This window comes from Paenibacillus fonticola DSM 21315 (assembly GCF_000381905.1).
GTDB classification, from domain to species: Bacteria; Bacillota; Bacilli; order Paenibacillales; family Paenibacillaceae; genus Fontibacillus; species Fontibacillus fonticola.
This window is the reverse complement of sequence record NZ_KB907250.1, coordinates 48632-67635: the sequence shown is the minus strand read 5'-3', so window position 1 is coordinate 67635 and position 19004 is coordinate 48632. Positions and strand designations below refer to the sequence as shown.

General features: G+C 46.9%; 15 protein-coding genes. 5 read left to right on the top strand and 10 right to left on the bottom strand.

The window, feature by feature from the left end:
* The first annotated feature begins 78 nt into the window (after positions 1-78).
* The 3 genes from chvE (at position 79) to mmsB (ending at position 4137) form a co-directional block, all read left to right on the top strand.
* Positions 79-1170, top strand: coding sequence for a multiple monosaccharide ABC transporter substrate-binding protein (gene chvE, locus G358_RS0107895; protein WP_019636666.1), 1092 nt, complete (start codon positions 79-81; stop codon positions 1168-1170).
* 224 nt (positions 1171-1394) lie between these two features.
* Positions 1395-2924, top strand: coding sequence for a multiple monosaccharide ABC transporter ATP-binding protein (gene mmsA / locus G358_RS0107890; RefSeq protein ID WP_026342138.1), 1530 nt, complete (start codon positions 1395-1397; stop codon positions 2922-2924).
* Between the two features lie 52 nt (positions 2925-2976).
* Positions 2977-4137 carry a multiple monosaccharide ABC transporter permease gene (mmsB, locus tag G358_RS0107885; protein ID WP_026342137.1) on the top strand — a complete coding sequence of 387 codons (1161 nt, stop codon included), beginning with the start codon at positions 2977-2979 and terminating at the stop codon, positions 4135-4137.
* Positions 4138-4234: 97 nt separating this feature from the next.
* On the opposite strand, the gene G358_RS0107880 is transcribed toward mmsB, so the two are convergent.
* Positions 4235-4735: a PTS sugar transporter subunit IIA gene (locus G358_RS0107880; protein WP_019636663.1), complete on the bottom strand. Its 501-nt coding sequence runs from the start codon at positions 4733-4735 to the stop codon at positions 4235-4237.
* Positions 4736-5049: 314 nt separating this feature from the next.
* Between G358_RS0107880 and G358_RS0107875 the strand changes: the two genes are divergently transcribed.
* On the top strand, positions 5050-5634 hold the full coding sequence (locus G358_RS0107875; protein ID WP_019636662.1) for a TetR/AcrR family transcriptional regulator: 585 nt from the start codon (positions 5050-5052) through the stop codon (positions 5632-5634).
* A 145-nt stretch (positions 5635-5779) separates the two neighbouring features.
* Entirely contained in the window at positions 5780-7357 is a 1578-nt protein-coding gene (locus G358_RS0107870; protein WP_019636661.1) for an oleate hydratase, read from the top strand.
* A gap of 47 nt (positions 7358-7404) precedes the next feature.
* On the opposite strand, the gene G358_RS29645 is transcribed toward G358_RS0107870, so the two are convergent.
* The 9 genes from G358_RS29645 to G358_RS0107825 form a co-directional block, all read right to left on the bottom strand.
* The gene (locus G358_RS29645) at positions 7405-7596 is read right to left on the bottom strand and encodes an aspartyl-phosphate phosphatase Spo0E family protein (protein ID WP_019636660.1); all 192 of its coding nucleotides are present in this window, start codon (positions 7594-7596) and stop codon (positions 7405-7407) included.
* Positions 7597-7814: 218 nt separating this feature from the next.
* Entirely contained in the window at positions 7815-9230 is a 1416-nt protein-coding gene (locus tag G358_RS29640; RefSeq protein WP_019636659.1) for a helix-turn-helix domain-containing protein, read from the bottom strand.
* Positions 9231-9550: 320 nt separating this feature from the next.
* Complete coding sequence (locus tag G358_RS0107855) at positions 9551-10540, bottom strand: DUF1593 domain-containing protein (RefSeq protein ID WP_019636658.1); 990 nt, start codon at positions 10538-10540, stop codon at positions 9551-9553.
* Positions 10541-10559: 19 nt separating this feature from the next.
* Complete coding sequence (locus G358_RS34400) at positions 10560-12329, bottom strand: transketolase C-terminal domain-containing protein (protein WP_019636657.1); 1770 nt, start codon at positions 12327-12329, stop codon at positions 10560-10562.
* Between the two features lie 33 nt (positions 12330-12362).
* A complete protein-coding gene (locus G358_RS0107845) occupies positions 12363-13199 on the bottom strand; it encodes a carbohydrate ABC transporter permease (RefSeq protein WP_019636656.1) in 837 nt (278 codons plus the stop codon).
* A 28-nt stretch (positions 13200-13227) separates the two neighbouring features.
* Positions 13228-14097, bottom strand: a complete 870-nt coding sequence (locus tag G358_RS0107840; protein WP_019636655.1) for a carbohydrate ABC transporter permease — start codon at positions 14095-14097, stop codon at positions 13228-13230.
* Between the two features lie 5 nt (positions 14098-14102).
* The gene (locus G358_RS0107835) at positions 14103-15407 is read right to left on the bottom strand and encodes an ABC transporter substrate-binding protein (protein WP_026342133.1); all 1305 of its coding nucleotides are present in this window, start codon (positions 15405-15407) and stop codon (positions 14103-14105) included.
* Positions 15408-15523: 116 nt separating this feature from the next.
* Entirely contained in the window at positions 15524-16792 is a 1269-nt protein-coding gene (locus G358_RS0107830; protein ID WP_169447419.1) for a response regulator transcription factor, read from the bottom strand.
* On the bottom strand, positions 16764-18605 hold the full coding sequence (locus G358_RS0107825) for a sensor histidine kinase (protein WP_019636652.1): 1842 nt from the start codon (positions 18603-18605) through the stop codon (positions 16764-16766). The genes G358_RS0107830 and G358_RS0107825 overlap by 29 nt, the downstream gene beginning before the upstream one ends.
* Positions 18606-19004 lie beyond the last annotated feature (399 nt).

Below are 19004 nucleotides of genomic sequence, written 5' to 3'. Positions count from 1 at the left end.
AAACAGCCCCCGTTGGTATACTTCCATGTGTAAGCGGATTCATAATCTGAAATCAACTTATACAGGGGGTAAGCAATTATGAAAAAAGCAACATTACTGCTGTTCACGTTCGTACTGGCCTTATCTTTAACGGCTTGCGGAAGCAAGAATAACAGTGCCGGCGGCTCGACTAAAGGCGAGAAAGGCACGGTTGGAATTGCGATGCCGACGAAATCGTCGGAGCGATGGGTGAACGATGGCAACAACATGGTAAAAGAATTCCAGAGTCTGGGTTATGGCACAGATCTGCAGTACGGCGAGGATGTCGTCGAAAATCAAGTGTCCCAAATCGAGAACATGATTACAAAGGGCGTGGACCTTCTCGTCATCGCGTCCATTGATGGCGCTGCGATAACTGAAGTGCTGCAAAAAGCCCACGATCAAGGCATCAAGGTCATCGCTTATGACCGCCTGATCATGAAAAGCGAGCACGTGGACTACTACGCAACCTTCGACAACTTCAAGGTCGGCGTACAGCAGGCTTCTTATATCGAAGAGAAGCTCGGGCTGAAAGAAGGCAAGGGCCCATTCAACATCGAGCTGTTCGGCGGATCGCCGGATGACAATAACGCTTATTTTTTCTATGACGGAGCGATGTCCGTTCTTCAACCATATATCGATTCCGGCAAGCTGGTCGTCCGCAGCAACCAGACGAAAATGGAGCAAATCGCTACCCTTCGCTGGGACGGCGCAACAGCGCAAGCGCGCATGGATAACTTGATGAGCGCTCACTATGCAACCGAGAACGTGGATGCGGTTCTATCACCATATGACGGAATAAGCATCGGCATCCTTTCTTCCCTGAAAGGTGTCGGCTACGGTTCCGGCAATAAGCCTATGCCGATCGTAACTGGCCAGGACGCCGAGCTTGCTTCGATCAAATCGATCCTGGCCGGCGAGCAGACGCAAACGGTGTTCAAGGATACACGCGAGCTGGCGAAAAAAGCGGTAGGCATGGCCCTTAGCATTCTCGAAGGCACGGAAGCGGAAGTCAACGACACGAAAACCTATGACAATGGAGTCAAAGTCGTGCCTTCCTATCTGCTAGAGCCAAAATCAGTAGACAAGGACAATGTGGAACAAGAGTTGGTAGAAACCGGCTACTATACGAAAGAAGAGCTGGGACTGTAATATGCGCGGCTTGGGCGGATGCATGAGCGCTAGAAGCGCACCAGCTGCCGTGGCGGTGCTGCAACTCAGCGCGGCGAGAGCACCGCTAGCTTGGAGCACAGCACTCTGTTCCAGCAGCTTAACGCGGCTTAAGTAAACAGCGCATGCCCATAAATACAGCGGTGGCCTTCTCGGCCTCCGCTATCCTTTGTACTCGAATGGAGACGAAAGGCTTGGTGAGGACAGTGAGTGACTTCATTTTGGAGATGAGAGGAATTACGAAGACATTTCCCGGCGTCAAGGCGCTGGAGAATGTGAATTTGCAAGTCAAAGAAGGTGAAATCCACGCCCTCTGCGGGGAGAACGGCGCTGGCAAATCCACGCTGATGAAGGTACTTAGCGGCGTCTACCCGCACGGTTCCTATGAGGGAGATATTTTGTTCAAAGGCGAGGTTTGTGAATTCAAGGATATTAAACAGAGCGAGAGCCTAGGCATCGTCATCATTCACCAGGAGCTGGCTTTGATCCCCTATCTATCGATTGCGGAAAATATTTTTCTCGGCAACGAACAAACGAAGCGCGGCATCATCAACTGGAACGAAACGACAGTCAAAACGAGAGAACTGCTTGCAACCGTAGGGCTAAAAGAATCCCCCAATACCCATGTTATCAGCATCGGGGTCGGCAAGCAGCAGCTCGTAGAAATCGCTAAGGCACTCTCCAAGCAGGTCAAGCTGCTCATCCTTGATGAGCCGACGGCCGCGCTTAACGAGGATGACAGCGAGAACCTGCTCAATCTGATCCTGGAGCTGAAGAAGCAGGGGATCTCCTCGATCATTATTTCCCACAAGCTGAATGAAATCGAGAAGATAGCGGATTCGATCACGATTTTGCGGGATGGGAAGACGATTCAGACGCTGGATATGCAAGAGGATCAGGTGACGGAGGATGTCATCATCAAGGGGATGGTCGGCCGGGATCTAACCCACCGTTACCCGGAGCGTGTTCCGAACATCGGGGAGAAAATTTTTGAAGTGCAAAACTGGCAAGTGGATCACCCCGAGCAGGAAGGACGTAAAATGCTCGACAATATTAACATCCATATCCAGCGCGGCGAAATTGTTGGTGTAGCCGGACTGATGGGGGCAGGAAGAACGGAGCTGGCGATGAGCATTTTCGGCAAGTCCTACGGAAAGAACATCCAGGGCAAGCTGCTGCTGCACGGCAGGGAGATCCAGTTGAACGATATCAGCACCGCGATCCAGCACGGCATCGCCTACGTGACCGAAGACCGCAAGGACTACGGACTCGTACTGATCGATGATATTAAGCGGAACATTTCCCTCGCCAATTTGGGCAAGCTGTCCCGCCGCGGCGTGATCAATGAGAGCGAAGAGGTACTTGTGGCCGAGGAATACCGCCAGAAGTTAAAGATCAAGACACCGAGCATTTTGCAGAAAACGGTCAACTTAAGCGGAGGCAACCAGCAGAAAGTCGTGCTCAGTAAATGGATTTACGCGCAGCCGGAAATTCTCATCCTGGACGAACCTACCCGCGGCATTGATGTTGGTGCGAAATATGAAATTTACTCGATCGTCAATCAACTGGCAGACGAAGGGAAAGGCATTCTATTCATTTCCTCGGAGCTTCCGGAGCTTCTCGGAATGTGCGACCGCATCTATGTCATGAGCGAAGGGCGCATTACCGGCGAGGTCAACCGCGAGGACGCCACCCAGGAAGTACTAATGAAATCCATGACTCGAGGCAGGGGGTAAGGAGATGCACACGATTAGCGAGCTTTTCAAAAAGAACATTCGCCAGTACGGCATGAACATAGCGCTAGTCTTCAAAAAAAACATTCGCCAGTACGGCATGATTATCGCACTAGTCTTCATTACGATCTTATTTCAAATTTTAACCGACGGTATTTTGCTGAAGCCGCTTAACGTCACGAACCTTATTTTGCAAAATAGCTACATTCTTGTATTGGCCATCGGGATGGTGCTGGTTATCATTACAGGGCATATCGATCTGTCGGTCGGCTCCATCGCGGCGTTTATCGGGGCGCTATCGGCCATTATGATGGTCGAAATGCAGCTTCCTCCCTTCCTGGCCGTCATCATTGCGCTCGGGGTGGGCGCACTGATTGGTGCCTGGCAGGGCTTCTGGATCGCTTACGTGAGGATTCCCGCTTTCATCGTCACCTTGGCGGGAATGCTGCTGTTCCGCGGCCTCACGATGATCATTCTGGGCGGTCAGTCGATCGCGCCGTTTCCAAATTCCTTCCAGAAGATCAGCTCCGGCTTCCTGCCCGACTGGTTCGGAGGCGAGGGCATTCACATCCTGACGATCGTGCTCGGCGTCATTCTCTCCCTGCTCGTCATCTGGAAGGAATGGAAAGAACGAAAGACGCAGATCAAGTACAATTTCGAAACGGCACCGATGTGGATATTCATCGCCAAGGTCGCCTCGCTCGTCGCGGTCGTTAACGTGTTTACCTATGTGCTGGCTACGTATAAAGGGATTCCGAACATTCTCGTCATTCTGTTCGTGCTCATCGTCATCTATTCCTTCGTCATGAATCGGATGATTGCCGGGCGGCATATTTACGCGCTAGGCGGCAACGAAAAAGCCGCCAAGCTGTCGGGAGTAAAGACGAAGAAGGTCACCTTCTGGGTCTTCGTCAACATGGGCGCCATGGCTGCCCTTTCCGGACTTATCTTCGCAGCGCGGCTGAACTCGGCGACACCTAAAGCAGGGACGAACTTCGAGCTCGATGCGATCGCAGCCTGCTTCATCGGCGGCGCTTCCGCTTCCGGCGGCATCGGTACCGTCATCGGCGCGATTATCGGCGGCCTCGTCATGGGCGTTATGAACAACGGCATGTCGCTGATCGGCCTTGGAGTCGATTGGCAACAAGGCATCAAAGGGCTTGTCCTGCTCCTTGCCGTAGCCTTCGACATTTACAACAAGTCCAAGACGAATTGAGTTCAATCGCGTGCGAAATCCAACAAGCTCCACTCTTGGTTAAAGAGTGGAGCTTTCGATAGTTGTGGAGCAGCCTTATTTACCGTCACGGAACGGATCAGCTCTTAAGCGCCGCTTGCAGGATTACACTGCTGCCCGCAACTACTGTACCCTCATTCCAATTGAGCTCAGCCGCGATTTCCCCGGCATTCGTCAAAATTATAGGGGTAATTACAGGATATCCCGCTGCGCGAATATGATCCATATCAAATTCAATCAGAACCTGTCCCGCCTTTACGCGATCTCCTGCAGCGACATGCGAAGTGAAGCCTTCTCCCTTAAGGGATACGGTATCCACCCCGATGTGAAACAAAAATTGCAAACCGGAAGGGTGCTCCATCATAACGGCATGATTTGATTTGATAATATGGGCGATGACGCCGTCAAAGGGAGCAATTAATCGCCCCTCGACAGGTTCGATCGCAATCCCCGGACCCATATGCCCTTGGGCAAATGCTTCATCCGGTACAGTCGACAAGGCTACGGCTTCTCCGGTTAAGGGAGCGTAAATTTGTACCGCTTCTTTCTCGGCGGATTTTTTTCTCCATTTTGAAAACAATAGCTGTTCCTCCTTATTTTGCAGCCGCTTCTTCTACATCGTCAAATTTGAAAAAGATATGTAAGAATAAAGGCCACGGCAAATGAAATTCCACTGGCGGTGGCAGCGTGAATCAAGTTTCTTGCATTGCTTGGATCAATAATGCTGGGGCAGCGTTACTAACCCGGCAGGCACAAAATGACATACGCTTAACACTCATCATACACTATACAGCCCTGCTGCTCCACTAGCGATAGGATGACACTGCACTCTTTTTTAAAGAGAAAAGCTTGTCTTAGCTAGGGTATAATTGGATATATGTGGTTAACCAAATAATGAAGCAGGTGATCCCTTTGTCCACTTCTTCTATTACCAAAAAGGCTTTGGCCAGCTCTTTGAAGCAAGCGATGCAGGAGCTTCCATTAAGTAAAATCACCGTGAAGCAAATCGTGAATTACTGCGGAGTGAACCGGCAGACGTTTTACTATCATTTTCAAGATATTTATGATTTGTTAGGCTGGATTTATCAGACAGAAGCGGTGGACAGCCTTGCCGCATTTCGCAGCTACCATACATGGACGCAGGGGATTCGTACCATTTTCACCTATATCGAGAACAATCAATCCTTCTGTCTGAACACCCTCCATTCCCTCGCGCGGAGCCACTTGGACTCCTACTTATATACCGTCACTTATGGGCTCATGATCGAGGTCGTTAACGAAGTATGCTGTGGCATGAACGTACATGAGGATGATAAGAAGTTTCTCGCTAACTTCTATACCCTTGCCTTTTCCGGGCTTGTCATCCAATGGATGCTAGACGGGATGAAGGAAAAACCAGCGTTGATCGTGGAGAAGCTGAGTGAATTAATGGAGGGCAATTTTGAACGAGCCTTACAGCGATATGAGAAAAAAGCTTAGTGCTATACAAACGGGCGAATGTGTCCAAAAACTATACACTGCGCGCATTTTGTGTATTTTCTATAAAAAGGAAAATCCGTATATTTAAGTTGTCTCTACCTGTACTGAGATTCCTTGAAAATTCACGAAAGCGAGGATGATGATGATGGGCACTTACAGTAATCAAGTGTATTTTGTCGGAGGAGGAATCGCCTCACTGGCTGGGGCGGCATTCCTCATCAGGGATTGCGGATTTCCAGGACAGCAGATTCATATTATCGAAGAGCTGAAAGTACTTGGAGGAAGCAACGACGGGGCGGGAGATCGGGAGCAGGGCTATGTGATTCGCGGCGGCAGGATGCTGAACGATGAGACGTATGAAAATTTGTGGGACTTGCTGAGCTCCATTCCCTCGCTCGATAACCCGGACCAATCGGTGCGAGATGAGATTATGGCCTTTGATACAGCGCATCCTACGCATTCCCGAGCAAGACTGGTGAACAAGGATGGTGAAGTGGAGGATGTGGCCTCCATGGGATTTGACATGGACGATCGCATCGCCATGGCCAAGCTGATCATCACGCCGGAAGCCCAATTAGGCCGATTGCGGATCAACGAATGGTTTGGAGCTCATTTTTTCAAGACGAATTTCTGGTATATGTGGGCGACAACCTTCGCCTTTCAGCCCTGGCACAGCACAGTCGAACTCAAAAGGTACATGATCCGCTTCATGCATGAGTTTCCAAGAATTCATACGCTTGAGGGCGTCACGCGCACACCTTATAACCAGTACGATTCGCTCATTGTTCCGCTGCACCGGTATTTGCAGGAGCATGGCGTTGATTTTGAAATGAAGTGCACGGTAACGGATTTGGATTTTAAAGCGGGCGATGGAATAACGGTGACTAGCATGCATTACGTGAAGGATGGAGTGGAAAAAGCGCTGGATTTGGCGGAGGAGGATTTGGTCATTGTAACGAACGGCTCGATGACGGAAAGCTCCAGCCTTGGCTCGATGACCGCCCCTCCACAGCTAAACGGCAAAGGCTGCTCCTGGCAGCTGTGGGATCGGATCGCGGCAAAGAAGCCGGGGCTGCTCGGCAATCCCTCTTCCTTTGATGATCACATTGACGAGTCCAAATGGGAATCGTTCACCGTCACTTGCGAGGACTCCCGTTTCTTTGATCTGATGGAGAAGTTCTCGCGGAATAAGGCCGGAAGCGGCGCTTTAGTGACCTTTAAAGATTCCAGCTGGTTCATGTCCATCGTACTGGCGCACCAGCCGCACTTCCGCAATCAGCCTGAGGATGTAAAAGTGTTCTGGGGTTACGGCCTGTACCCGGATCAAGTTGGAGACTATGTGAAAAAGAGAATGTGCGATTGTACCGGGGAGAAAATTTTAACGGAGCTGCTGCATCATTTGAAATTTGAAAATGAGTTGGATGACATTATCCGCACCGCAAACTGTATTCCCTGCATGATGCCGTATATTACGGCGCAATTCATGCCCCGAACGCTCGGTGATCGCCCCCAGGTCGTTCCGGAAGGCTCAACGAACCTGGCTTTTATCGGTCAATTTTGCGAAATTCCCGATGACGTTGTATTTACGGAGGAGTATTCTGTCAGATCCGCCAGAACCGCCGTCTATCAGCTGCTGGGCGTAGACAAGCCGATTGCCCCAATCAACCAATATCAATATGACGTACGAACCTTGCTCCAAAGCGTAGCCACTTCTTTCCGTTAAAGGTTCAAAGGAATGATATCGGTTAAACCTAGCCAGAGCCGATTGTTCTAAGCAGTCGGCTCTTTCCTGCGCATGTAATCATACCTTACTTCATTATAGTTATTAATCAGCCTGTCCAACTCCATAGACTGCTTCAGCACTCGTATATCCTGCAAACCATATTGTTCAGCCAACAAATCCAGCAGCCGCCGTTCTTCTTCTATTTTGTGTTTAATATATTTAGATTTTGTTTTATCCACCTAAAACACCACCTTATGGTTATTTTAGGATGTGTTGCTTAATACTCCCTTAACACAGATATTGCAAAGCTCATATTTTGTATATTTAGGTAATAATAAGCAAAATAAAGACCAGCTTTAGGGGCTGGTCGGGTGAGAGAATAGAAGAAAGATATATCAACATAAATTAATGGCCCACTCCATGGGCGAGGATTGTAATAACATTTCCACTTAAAACGCTAATGGAGAGAATTAGCATAGTCGTCAATATCGAACTCTTCTTCATAAGTCCACACCTCTTTACACAATTTTGTGTACGCATATCTTTGTTTTTTCGTTGTATATTTTCGATAGAACTCGAACAGAGCCATGCTATTCACTATATTATTTTTACTACTGACCCTAATTGAAAACTTGATGCATCTCAAAGTATTCCTGAGTCCCTCTGTTAAACTGCCTTTCCTAAAGCAGTAAATTGAATATTTCTGAAAAAACAAGGCACAGCGAAACGTGTGATAGGGATCATTATACTGAACTTTATTATCCTTCTGGAATCCCCACCCATTTTTATCCATTTTCTTAAACTGATTAATATCATCCGTAAATCTTTCCAAATGCTCATTTACAAAAAATTTATACCGATTAGCTGATTCGATTAAAGTAATCAGTCCTTCTAATATTTCACTAGGATTTTCCTCTAAAAAGGATATATACTCTGGAATTTTTGCTCGATTACCTTCTTTAATATCAGTAGAGAGTAAATTAGCCTTTGCGAACATTTTATATAGCTCTACTTCTGCAAATCCCGCTTCGTCTAGGCCATCAAACCAACTTAAGTCTTCGTATTTGGCTATCCATTTTCTTGACTCGGTAAACATTCTTCTACTTTCATAGGATGCAGCTTTGTATAAGTATCCTTTACCAAAATAATAAACCAGAGGGCGCTTTGGCTTAAAATCAGGGTCTTTCCAACACAAATTAGTATATAATGCCTCTGCTAATCTACACAGTTCGTCGGCATAAATTTCGACTTCATCCCACATATCTTTAACAGAGTAAAGGTCAGTTAACATGACTAATCCATCAAGGGAATACACCTCTGGCAGCCGATGCCTATAAGGAATGAATTGTAGAGCAGCTTTAAAATTTTTATATCCTTCTTCTTGATGAATTTTAAAAAGCCTATAATAGCTCATAGCCAATCTCTCAGATTGGTTGGATCTTTCACTTTCTATTACACTTTCATACATTATAGTAGCCGCTTCATACCATCCCTGTTCGAACATTAATTCAGCCGTTTCAAAAATGCCTGTAATCTGCTTCAAATCTTCAAGCAAACAGGATAAAATCGCTCGTATGCACTCAAGCTTCTTCAGCTCGGCACAACGAAGCAAAAACGGACGCAATCGTCGCCAGTGAGGAGCAGCCGAGATAAAGCACTCATCTACAAACATTTCATATAGACTTCCTTCAGGGAGGCCCATCGCATGAGTAATGCGGTCCAACTGCCCAATTGCGATTGACCGATTGCCATTTAGTATGCCGCTTAACGTACCTGCGTTCACTCCGGATTTTTCTGCAAAAAAATGAAGGGTCATCCCCTCCCTCTTCATGTAGTTCTCCAGTTCTTCGCATATCGTCGTTGTAGAATTCAAGCAGCAATCACCCCCTGAAACAATATCCAAAACCACATTATGCATCATCCATAATTTAGTAACAACCCTACTATATGGGCACTTCCAATATAACCCTTATTTTTCCATCGGTCAATATTTAATGATATTTAATGACAAAACTTATGATTGCAACGACAGAGATTTATTTATTACGATATCCTAGTAAAAAAAATCGGTGCATCAATTAACCCCCGCCCACAACTATGAAGAAAGAAGCAGCCCATCCTTACTTAAGGATAGGCTGCTTTCGCCGTTGTACACCCATTTCATCTGCTTCCTATTGTTAATAATAGGCCGTGTTATTCTTCATATCTTAGCCATCTTTTCTTCCAGTCCGCAAGATAGCTTACTCTCCATTTGTTAATGGTCGCCTGGCACTCTTCAGCGGAAGCGTCCAGATCAATGTAATAATTCGGATACTGATCCGGATGTGCTTTGCGAAATTGTCCTCCCCAGCTTTCAGCGGTAGGATCGTCAACATCGCCAACCCCTCCCACGATAGGGGACAGCAAATAGAGAAAGGATGGGGTGTCACCTTCCTTAAGTACTCCCTCCGGCCAATCCGCTCCCGGAAAGGCCTGGCCTAAAGTTTCCTTAAATTCAGAGTTGCGGGTTGTCCCTCGCGGACGAATGACCGTTTCCAGGTAAGCAAGATTGCCCCACTCTCCCGTTTGATCGCCGCCGAGATAGTAGCCCCGGAACGTATCATGGGACAAGCGCGGCAGCACGCCGTTCTCGATCCACCATAGGTCCGGCCATTTGTCCTCCATGCCGTCCAGCAGAAATTCATAGCTGTCTTCATCATGAACGGTATTCGTGGAGCTGATGTAATAGATGCGAATCCGGTCAGCAATTTCCGGCGCATCGTATAAGGCTTGGGCAATATCCGTAAGCGAACCCCAGGCGAGTATCCATAAAGGCCTGTTCAATCCTAGCGGATCGGCATCCAGTGCTTTTTTTACAATCCAGTCGGAGCCTTCCGTTGCTTTTCCTTCACCCGGCTCTCCTGGATGGACCGCCCCCTGCTTTACAACGGCCAGTACTTCTTCTTCGCTTGATAAGTCTTCATAACCTTTTTGGCGCAAAGCATTCAAATCCGTTCTTCGCACCCACTCGTTTATCCCGTCCACTGTGTTTACGCTTCCTGGACCGGTGGATGAAACGATTCCCTCCAATTTTAAAATATCGGAATAATGCAACAGATGGACCAGGGATTGAATATCGTCGGGATCTCCTCCCAAATCCGTACTCACCAACACCCGGTAAGTGGTGCCAGAATTGGTCTGCATATCTTTTCCCCCTTGACAGTTACTTCTTTCTGGAGTTTTTAAGCATTTTCCGGGCGATCGAGCGGATACTGCTGTAAGTTAGACTGTAGTGATCGAATATTTCGGAAACATTTCCTGCGATCGAAGGCTCATCCGGCACCCCCACAATCCGCAGCGGAACCGGACATTTCTGGATAACAAATTCTGAAACCGCGGAGCCAAGCCCGCCAAGCACACTATGTTCCTCCAAAGTAATCAAATGCCCCGTTTCGCGGGCCGCCCGCAATACGGCATCCTCATCCAGCGGCTTGATGGTGTGCATATTTAAAACCTGGCATCCTATACCGTCTTTGGCTAAAGCGGCGGCTGTTTCCAAGGCCAGCTGCACCATTTCTCCTGCGGCGATAAGCGTCAAATCCTGCCCATCGCGCAGTTGAACAGCCTTGCCTAGCTCAAAGCATACTTTGTCCTCGGCGGTATATACCTCTTTCATCGGAATCCGGCCGACCCGGGCATATACGCCCCCTTCATGAAGAAGCAGCGCATCCAGCATTGCTGTAATTTCGCGATGATCGGACGGTATTACGGTAGCAAGCCGGGGAATACCTCTGATCAATGCAATGTCCTGAATGGAATGATATGCCATTCCTTTCGCCCCGCAGCTTACGCCGCCATCCAGGCCAATCAGCTTCACATTGGCTGAGGAATAGGATACATTCATTTTTATTTGCTCTATCGCTCTCATCGTTAAAAAGTTAGCCGATGCCAACACGAAAGGTTTTTTACCACTGACTGCCAGCCCTGCGGCAATACCGACCAGTTGCTCCTCTGCATATTCGATTTGGATGATTTGATCCGGCAGCTCGGCAGCATACCGGCTGATCTCATCCATCGCAATCGATTCGTCCAGCACCAGCACAATATCTTGATCAGCCCGCGCCTTCTCCAGAAGATATTCCAGGATCATTTGGCCGACAGTCATTGGACCGTCGCTAACATCGAGCGCACCATTCTTCCAAGGAAGCGCCTTATCACCACTTACAACCTGACTCGAACCGGCCCCGGCCCCTGTATCCGTCCGAAGATCACTTTCGGTTTGCTGAACCGTATGGGCGACGAGCAGCTGTGGTTTCCCCTTCCGGGAACGTGTTTCCTGAAGCGCCCTATATAGCTCATCGATCCCATTTCCATTGACGATAACTACATCCCACCCGAGGCTACGCCATTTATCGGCAAACTCGCGGCTTTGGCGAAGCTTGTCCGGTGTCGGCTCCCCTGAGGCACCGCGCAGCTCAACAATAGTTATCAGGTTGTCCAGATTGTAACGAGAAGCGGATAATGCCGCTTCTCCTGTTTTTCCATTACTTATTTCAGCTTCGTCCATCAACGTGAAGACACGATAGTTTTGTTTATTCATATGAGCCGTTAAAGCCATGCCAACAGCCTCTGACAACCCATGTCCCACGACGCCTCCGGTCATTTCAATTCCCGGTACCTGCCGATTGGGATGCCCGATCAGCCGAGAACCGTAACGGCGGAAGCTTTGCAGCTCATGCGCCGGAAAAAAACCTCGATCCGCTAAAATGCTGTAGAGCGCTTCTACCGAATGATCCTGGCAGTATAGAAACCGATCCCGCTCTTCCCATGTGGGATTCAAGGGATCCAGCTTCATCATTCCGTAATACAGTACAACGAGGATATCGATATGACTTAATGAAGTGCCGGAGTATCCCGCTGGTGTATGTTTCAGTATCTGCAGCGTGTCGCGCCGGATTTGAATCGCTTTTTCCTGCATTTCTGTGATGTTCAAACTGTAATTCCTCCCCTCTACCCCAAAATAAGCTTATCCCTTGACTGAACCGGCCAATCCCTGAACAAAGTACTTTTGAAACATAAGGTAGATTATTAGGATCGGAATGACCGAAATCAGCACCCCTGCGTTCATTAAGCCATAGTTGGTACCGAATTCCCCCTTAAAAATCATCAGTCCGGAAGGGATCGTCCGCAGCTCATTTGAGGTAAGGAAAATTTGCGATAATAAAAATTCGTTCCATGTGGATAAAAAGTCCAGGATGACTAAAGTAGCTACAGCAGGCATCGCAATCGGAAGCAAAATTCTCCAAAACAATCCAAAATCGCTGCACCCGTCCATTCTGGCCGCATCATCCAGCTCTTTGGGGATCGTTCTGAAAAACCCCCTTAATACGAGCACCGCGAAAGGGATGCCGAATCCGAGATAAACGATGATGATTCCGAGATGGCTGTCGATGAGATTCGTAAGTTTTAGCAGCATGCTTAGCGGAACCAGTGTCACCTGAACCGGAATCATCATCCCGATCAAAATCAATACAAACGTAGGATTGCTCCATTTGTAATTTAAACGTGTTAATGCAAACGCGCCAAGGGCAGCGATAAATATACCGGCAGGCACTTTGATCAGTGTGATAAACAGGCTGTTTTTCATATAAACGCTCATATTCCCCGCTAGCCAGGCTTCGGTGAAGTTAGACCACTCTATACGCTTGGGAAATGAAAACAAGGATTCGCTGCCGAACAGATCTGCCGGACTTTTCAACGCTGTAAATAGCATAAAGAAAATAGGGATCAGCCATAAGAAAGCAAAAACAATCAAGAACATATAAAATAATATTCGAGTAAACGATAACTGAGTTCGAACCATCGCTCGCTCTCCCTTCGCGAAGGCAGTCTTACGTGTGTGAATCCCTGGACAGCTGCAATACATAAGGAATCGTTACGATCATAACGAGAATCACCAAAATCCAAGAAAGTGCACTGCCCGTGCCAAAATTGTTAAACTGAAAAGTGTGATAGTACATCCATGAGGCAAGGACCTGCGTTTTTTGAGCTGGCCCCCCGCCTGTCATGGCATAGATGATGTCAAATACTTTCATCGCTCCAATTAATGTGGTAGCAATCACTACGACGAACGATTCGCGCAATAATGGAATAGTTACATGAATTAAGGTTTGAAACGAATTGGCGCCCTCCACTTTTACCGCCTCATAAAGATCCTTGGGAATAGCCTGCAGTCCTGCCAGAAACAGCACCATTGGCGCTCCCACGGAATGCCACAGCGAAGCGACAAACACGGAGCCGAGTGCCATGGATGGATCGGCAAGCCAGTCGAGCGGTTCAAGGCCGATTTGCTCCAGCACGGCATTAAAGAAGCCCATGCTAGGATGGTAAAGCCATGACCACATCAAGGATACGACGATGCCCGACATAATGTAGGGGGAGTAGAAGATCCCCCTGAACACAATCCTCCCGAAAAATGGTCTATTTAATAACAGAGCCAAAAACAAAGCGGCGACTGTTATAAAAATGAGCGATGCAATCACCCAAAAAATAGTGTTTTTAAGTGCAATCGTAAATACGGGATCCCTCATGAATAAATCGATGTAATTCTGAACCCCAACAAATATTTTGTTAGGCGATACCCCATTCCAGCTAAAAAAGCTAAGATACAGGGAATACAGGGAGGGAACGGCTATAACGACACATAGTACTAATAATGCCGGAAGCAGGTACAGAACGGGTTTGGCTATTCTGTTATTCATACAAATTATTTCATCCTGTCCTTATAGTTGTTTATTCCTTCCTGCACAAAGGCCGCTGCTTCCTCTGGCGTCATTCTTTGCAGGCTAACGTCATCCTGGGCCTGGAAAAATTTCTGCAAAACTTCTTGCGGCAGCGCCTGATCTGTAATTAAAAACGCTCCGTTGCTGCTCATCGTCTCGACGACCGTTGAACCAATCGGCATTTTTTCAGAAATCGGGCTGCCGATTCTCGCCTGTGGGAAACCTACAATGTCCAGGTTTTCCTGAATCACTTCAGGGGAAGTAATAAACTCCGCGAAGGCAATAGCTGCATCCTGCACATCTTTTTCCGAGCTCTTATTTATTTGCAGCATAACAACATAGCTTGATATGCGATCCGTATTGGTCGGCATCGGGAAAAAGCCGTACAGTTCTGGATCCTGCTCATCGTCAATCAACAATTTGTTAAAGCCTGGGCTGTCCAGAATCATAGCCGCATCTCCTTTAAATAAAGGAAACTTGGCCTCCAGCGGATCTAAGGTGAGGAAACCTTTAGGGAAATATCCCTTATCGCTCCATTCCTTCCATTTGGCATAGGCATCAATTACCGCTTGGTTACCCTCCCAGGATTGTTCCAAAGCCATTAATTGATCGTGTCCTTCCGCTCCTGCGTAATACTCGATCAAGCCCTCCATAATACGCATCGGATGCCAGCCGCCCTTGCCGCCTGTCGTAATTGGTGTAATTCCGTTTTCCTTGAGCTTCTGCAAAACTTGTTCAAATTCTTCGAAGGTTGCGGGTGGTTCAATATCATACTTCTCAAACAAGTCCTTTCTGAAATAGAATCCTAAAGCAGAAACCTTCCAAGGAACGCCGGACACTTGGCCTCCAAGCTCTACCAGTTCAAGAGAAGAGCCGATATATTTATCTCCCCATTGGTTGTCCTCCGCATGCTGTTTGAAGTCATAGGAGAAGCCGTTTTCCGGGAAATAGGAGCCTAATGTCCCGCCCCAGTTGAACCACATATCGGGTAAAGTGCCCGATGCGGCCGCCACCTTAAGCGCTTCTTTATGCGGGTCGCTGGCATGTCCGGTCATTTTAATCTCGATGTTTGGATTTTGCTCGGTAAATTGATCAGCTAATGCTCTAAATACAGGCTCATCCGCCGAGACCGCCCAGAAGGTGACGGTTGTTTTCTCTTGTTTCCCATTGCTTGATCTATTCTGCCCTTGTTCGTCTTGTCCTGCCCCCTGCTCTGCTCCTCCTCCGCATGCCGCCAGTACGGATGCTACGAGCAGCAGGATGAGTATAACCAATGATGTTCTTCTCACATGTTCAACCCCTTATATGATTTACTTGGTACAACTCTATCTTCATATAAAGCGTTTTCAAAATATAGGAGGCAAAAATGATATATATTGTGTATTTACAACTGTTTATTGCGGAATCAGGCATTTGACTTATATTCATGCGGGGTTACACCCACAATTTTTTTGAAAATATGTGTAAAGTGGGCAGGATCACTGTAACCGACCTGTTCGCAAACTTCATACACCTTCAGCGAGGGATCGGACAGAAGACTTTTCGCCTTCTCTATTCTCAAGCCCGTTAAATATTGGGAAAAGCTCTGACCCGTGGTTTCTTTGAAAATGCGTCCCAGATAGGTCGGATGCAGATAGACTTCTTCAGCCAGCATTTTAAGAGTTAACGGCTCGCTCAGCCCGCTTGTCATTTTTTCGATGACTATTCCAATTACACGGCGGTTTTTTTTCATCACAAAGCTCTTTTCCAACGAATCGGCGATCGCTTCAAGTTCGTGCTTCAGTTCATCATGACTTACGATGCCTGCATTTTCGCTCTTCTTCAGTGATTCAAGGGCTAATACGCTTTCTCTATAGCTGCTGCTCAACGCGGATAGATCTTCACACACAGCTCCAATGCCTATTAGCAAGCTGATTTTTAGCAGTTCCATCACTTCCCGCTGCAGAGAGAGCAGCCATTGCCTAAATCCCTGTGCAGAGCCGGAATCCGAGTCCGGACTGTTCGGCAGAAACACTACAAATACGATATGCCGTTCCTGAAGCAAACCGTATGCGGTACCTTTTCCAGCGAACCATTCCTCCCCCAAATTTTTTATGGCATGAAATGCTTCGGTCTCTTTCCAGCCTGGAGGAGGGCTATCCCCAGCAAAGCCGCATGAGAAAACCCGAATTTCCTGAAATGCCGGAAATAGCATGCTGTCATAATGAGGATGGGGAATGTCATACAGAAGATCATCGAGTCTTTTTTCCAGAATCCCCTTTTCCCTTTTCTGCTGTAATCGAATCTGGTTTCTCTCCTCCGTTACTTTTTTCTCAACCCGCTCTATAGATTCAAAGATGGCATTCAAGGAACCCGGTTTTAGAATATAATCCGCAACACCCGATCTTATAGCTTGCTGCGTGTATTCGAAATCCTTGTAACCTGTTAATAAGATCACCTTGACGTCAGGACGATAAAGGTCGCAGTATTTGATGAGCTCCATCCCATCGACGGCCGGCATGCGAATATCGGAAACGATCAAATCGATGCTCTCACGATTCAAAGCCTCAATCGCTTCCTCTCCGTCTTCAACCGCGCCAACCACCTTCCAGTTGTCTTTAGCTTCTTCAATCATGTGGTGCAGGGTACGCAAAATAAACGGTTCATCATCCACCAGAAGTATGTTTAGTTTCAATTTCCTCAGCCCTTTCATCTGTGCGAATCGGAATCTCTAGTTGTACTTTTAGTCCCCCCAAAGTGCTTGCACTTAAAACCAATCCGTAAGGATCGCCGTAAATTAATTTGATTCTATGCTGCAGATTGGGTAAGCCAACGCCGGCATGCATCGTTTTTTCGGTATCCAGTTCGAATTGGAATTCCAAAGCCAGCTTCATTTCCTCTGGACTCATTCCTTTGCCGTTATCCTCAATCGTGAAGTGAAGCCTGTCGCCCGATTTCACAATTTGAATACGAATCAGCCATGGCTTTCCCTTCATTTTCTCAAGCCCATGAGTAATGGCATTTTCTACAAGCGGCTGAAGAATAAGCTTCATGACCGGATAATCAAGCAGTTCCTCGGCCACTTCAATTTCAATGTTCAGCTTGTCCTCATACCGGAAATATTGAAGCTCAATAAACCGGTTCAACTGCTCCAAATCGTCTTTTAACCTGATAAATTCCGAGCCGGGCTGAATGCTGTATCTCAACAGCTCACTTAAGGACAAGACCATCCGGGATACGTTGTTCTGCTTCTCCTTAATCGCATAAAAATAAATCGTATTCAGCGTGTTATACAGAAAATGCGGTTGAAATTGTGCTTTCAGCGCCAATAGTCTAGCTTCGCTCTCTCGTATCTGCCGGTATGACAAATCCTTAATTGTTTTGTCCAGATCCTCAATCATCGCATTATAACTAGCATAAAGCACGGATACTTCACGACTTTTCATATTTCCGCGATAGGGAATCAGCTTCCCTCTTTTGATGTTCGCCAGCCTCGATGCCAAATGCCGGATAGGCAATGACAGGGTATAAGAATAAGAATAAATAAAGATTAGCGAGACTAGCACTCCGGCCACCCCGATCGCCAATATGCTCCTCTGCATATTAATCAGATCGCCCAAATTTTCATCGATATCGATATATCGTACTGAAGTCCATTTACTGTAATTTGAGGTATACGAGGAAACATACATCTGCTTCCCGTCAATCGTTTCTTTTGCGATCTTCCCGTTCTTGCCTTGTAAATAAATACTTGCAAAAAAATTGTTGTCCGCTCGAGTGCCAATTTCCGCTAATTCGCTGGAATAGGCGATATAACCAAATTGATCAATCACCTGGATTTTGTCTTTCGAATGAATCATGGAATCCCCAATAATCGACTCGACGGCCTGCATAGGAATGACAAGAAACATAATGCCGATCTTTTTGGTCGAATAATAATCCAGAACTTGCCTGGCCCCCAGCAAACCATTTCTGATTTCATTCCGATCCATGACCCCTTCCAGATCGGCCAGTCCTTCTGTCGTCCAGAGCAGCTTGCCTCTGTTAGATAAAATATTTTGAAACCATACTTTCTGGGCGATATCATTTTCCTCATCGGACAGGGAAAAAATAAACTGCCCATGATTATCCAACATGTCGATAAAGAGATCATTCGGCAAATAACCTTGCTCGTGAGTGATCACCTTTTCTAGTGCATAAACCCCCGGCTTATGGCTTGTCATAGCTGAATTCGAGCTTTTAAGATAAGTTTGTGTCGCAGGATTGAAGGCGATCCGCAGCGACAATCGGTCGTATTCACTTAGCATACCATCCAGCTTTTCACTCATCTGAATCACCGATTCCTGTAAATAATTCGTCGATTTTTTCAGAACTACGTCCGAGGAATATCGGTATGAGAAGAAGCTGATTAAGAAGACAATCACGAGCAGGATCATGGAGAAACCTGTAGTCATTTGGACCATGATCGTTGATTTCCATCTGTGACTCGTCAAAGGCTCTTTCCTCATGCATTGTTCCTCCAGAAAATTTGACATGTTTTTCGACATGTATAATAATCCATTTTCCCAAGATTGTACACAGTTCTATAAACAACACCGTCTCTTTATGCAGCTAAATAATAAGTTTTCTCGAACTGTACGAAGAACATCGCCAGTGGAAAGGTTCTTTACAAGGGATACGAAAATCCAAATATTCACAAGTAAAGCATCAGTACAGGGTTTCCTCGCTGTCAGTGTCCTGTTTTGCTTGGTTTAAAGGGCAGCCAGAGCTTGATTCCAAGGGCAGAGTAAGCCGGGAATGACGGTGTTTAGGGCACTTTGTCATTACTTTACTCAATAAAGAACTCTGGTAAGAAGTACCACATATTTGTATAAAAATAGATTAAATAGAATAATAATAAAATAGAA

Bases quoted from the DNA above. Each gene is read 5' to 3' on its own strand.
- chvE (WP_019636666.1), top strand. From the start codon at position 79: ATGAAAAAAGCAACATTACTGCTGTTCACGTTCGTACTGGCCTTATCT.
- mmsB (WP_026342137.1), top strand. From the start codon at position 2,977: ATGAACATAGCGCTAGTCTTCAAAAAAAACATTCGCCAGTACGGCATG.
- G358_RS0107875 (WP_019636662.1), top strand. From the start codon at position 5,050: ATGAAGCAGGTGATCCCTTTGTCCACTTCTTCTATTACCAAAAAGGCT.
- G358_RS0107870 (WP_019636661.1), top strand. From the start codon at position 5,780: ATGGGCACTTACAGTAATCAAGTGTATTTTGTCGGAGGAGGAATCGCC.
- G358_RS0107855 (WP_019636658.1), bottom strand. From the start codon at position 10,540: ATGCAGACCAATTCTGGCACCACTTACCGGGTGTTGGTGAGTACGGAT.
- G358_RS0107845 (WP_019636656.1), bottom strand. From the start codon at position 13,199: ATGGTTCGAACTCAGTTATCGTTTACTCGAATATTATTTTATATGTTC.
- G358_RS0107840 (WP_019636655.1), bottom strand. From the start codon at position 14,097: ATGAATAACAGAATAGCCAAACCCGTTCTGTACCTGCTTCCGGCATTA.
- G358_RS0107825 (WP_019636652.1), bottom strand. From the start codon at position 18,605: ATGAGGAAAGAGCCTTTGACGAGTCACAGATGGAAATCAACGATCATG.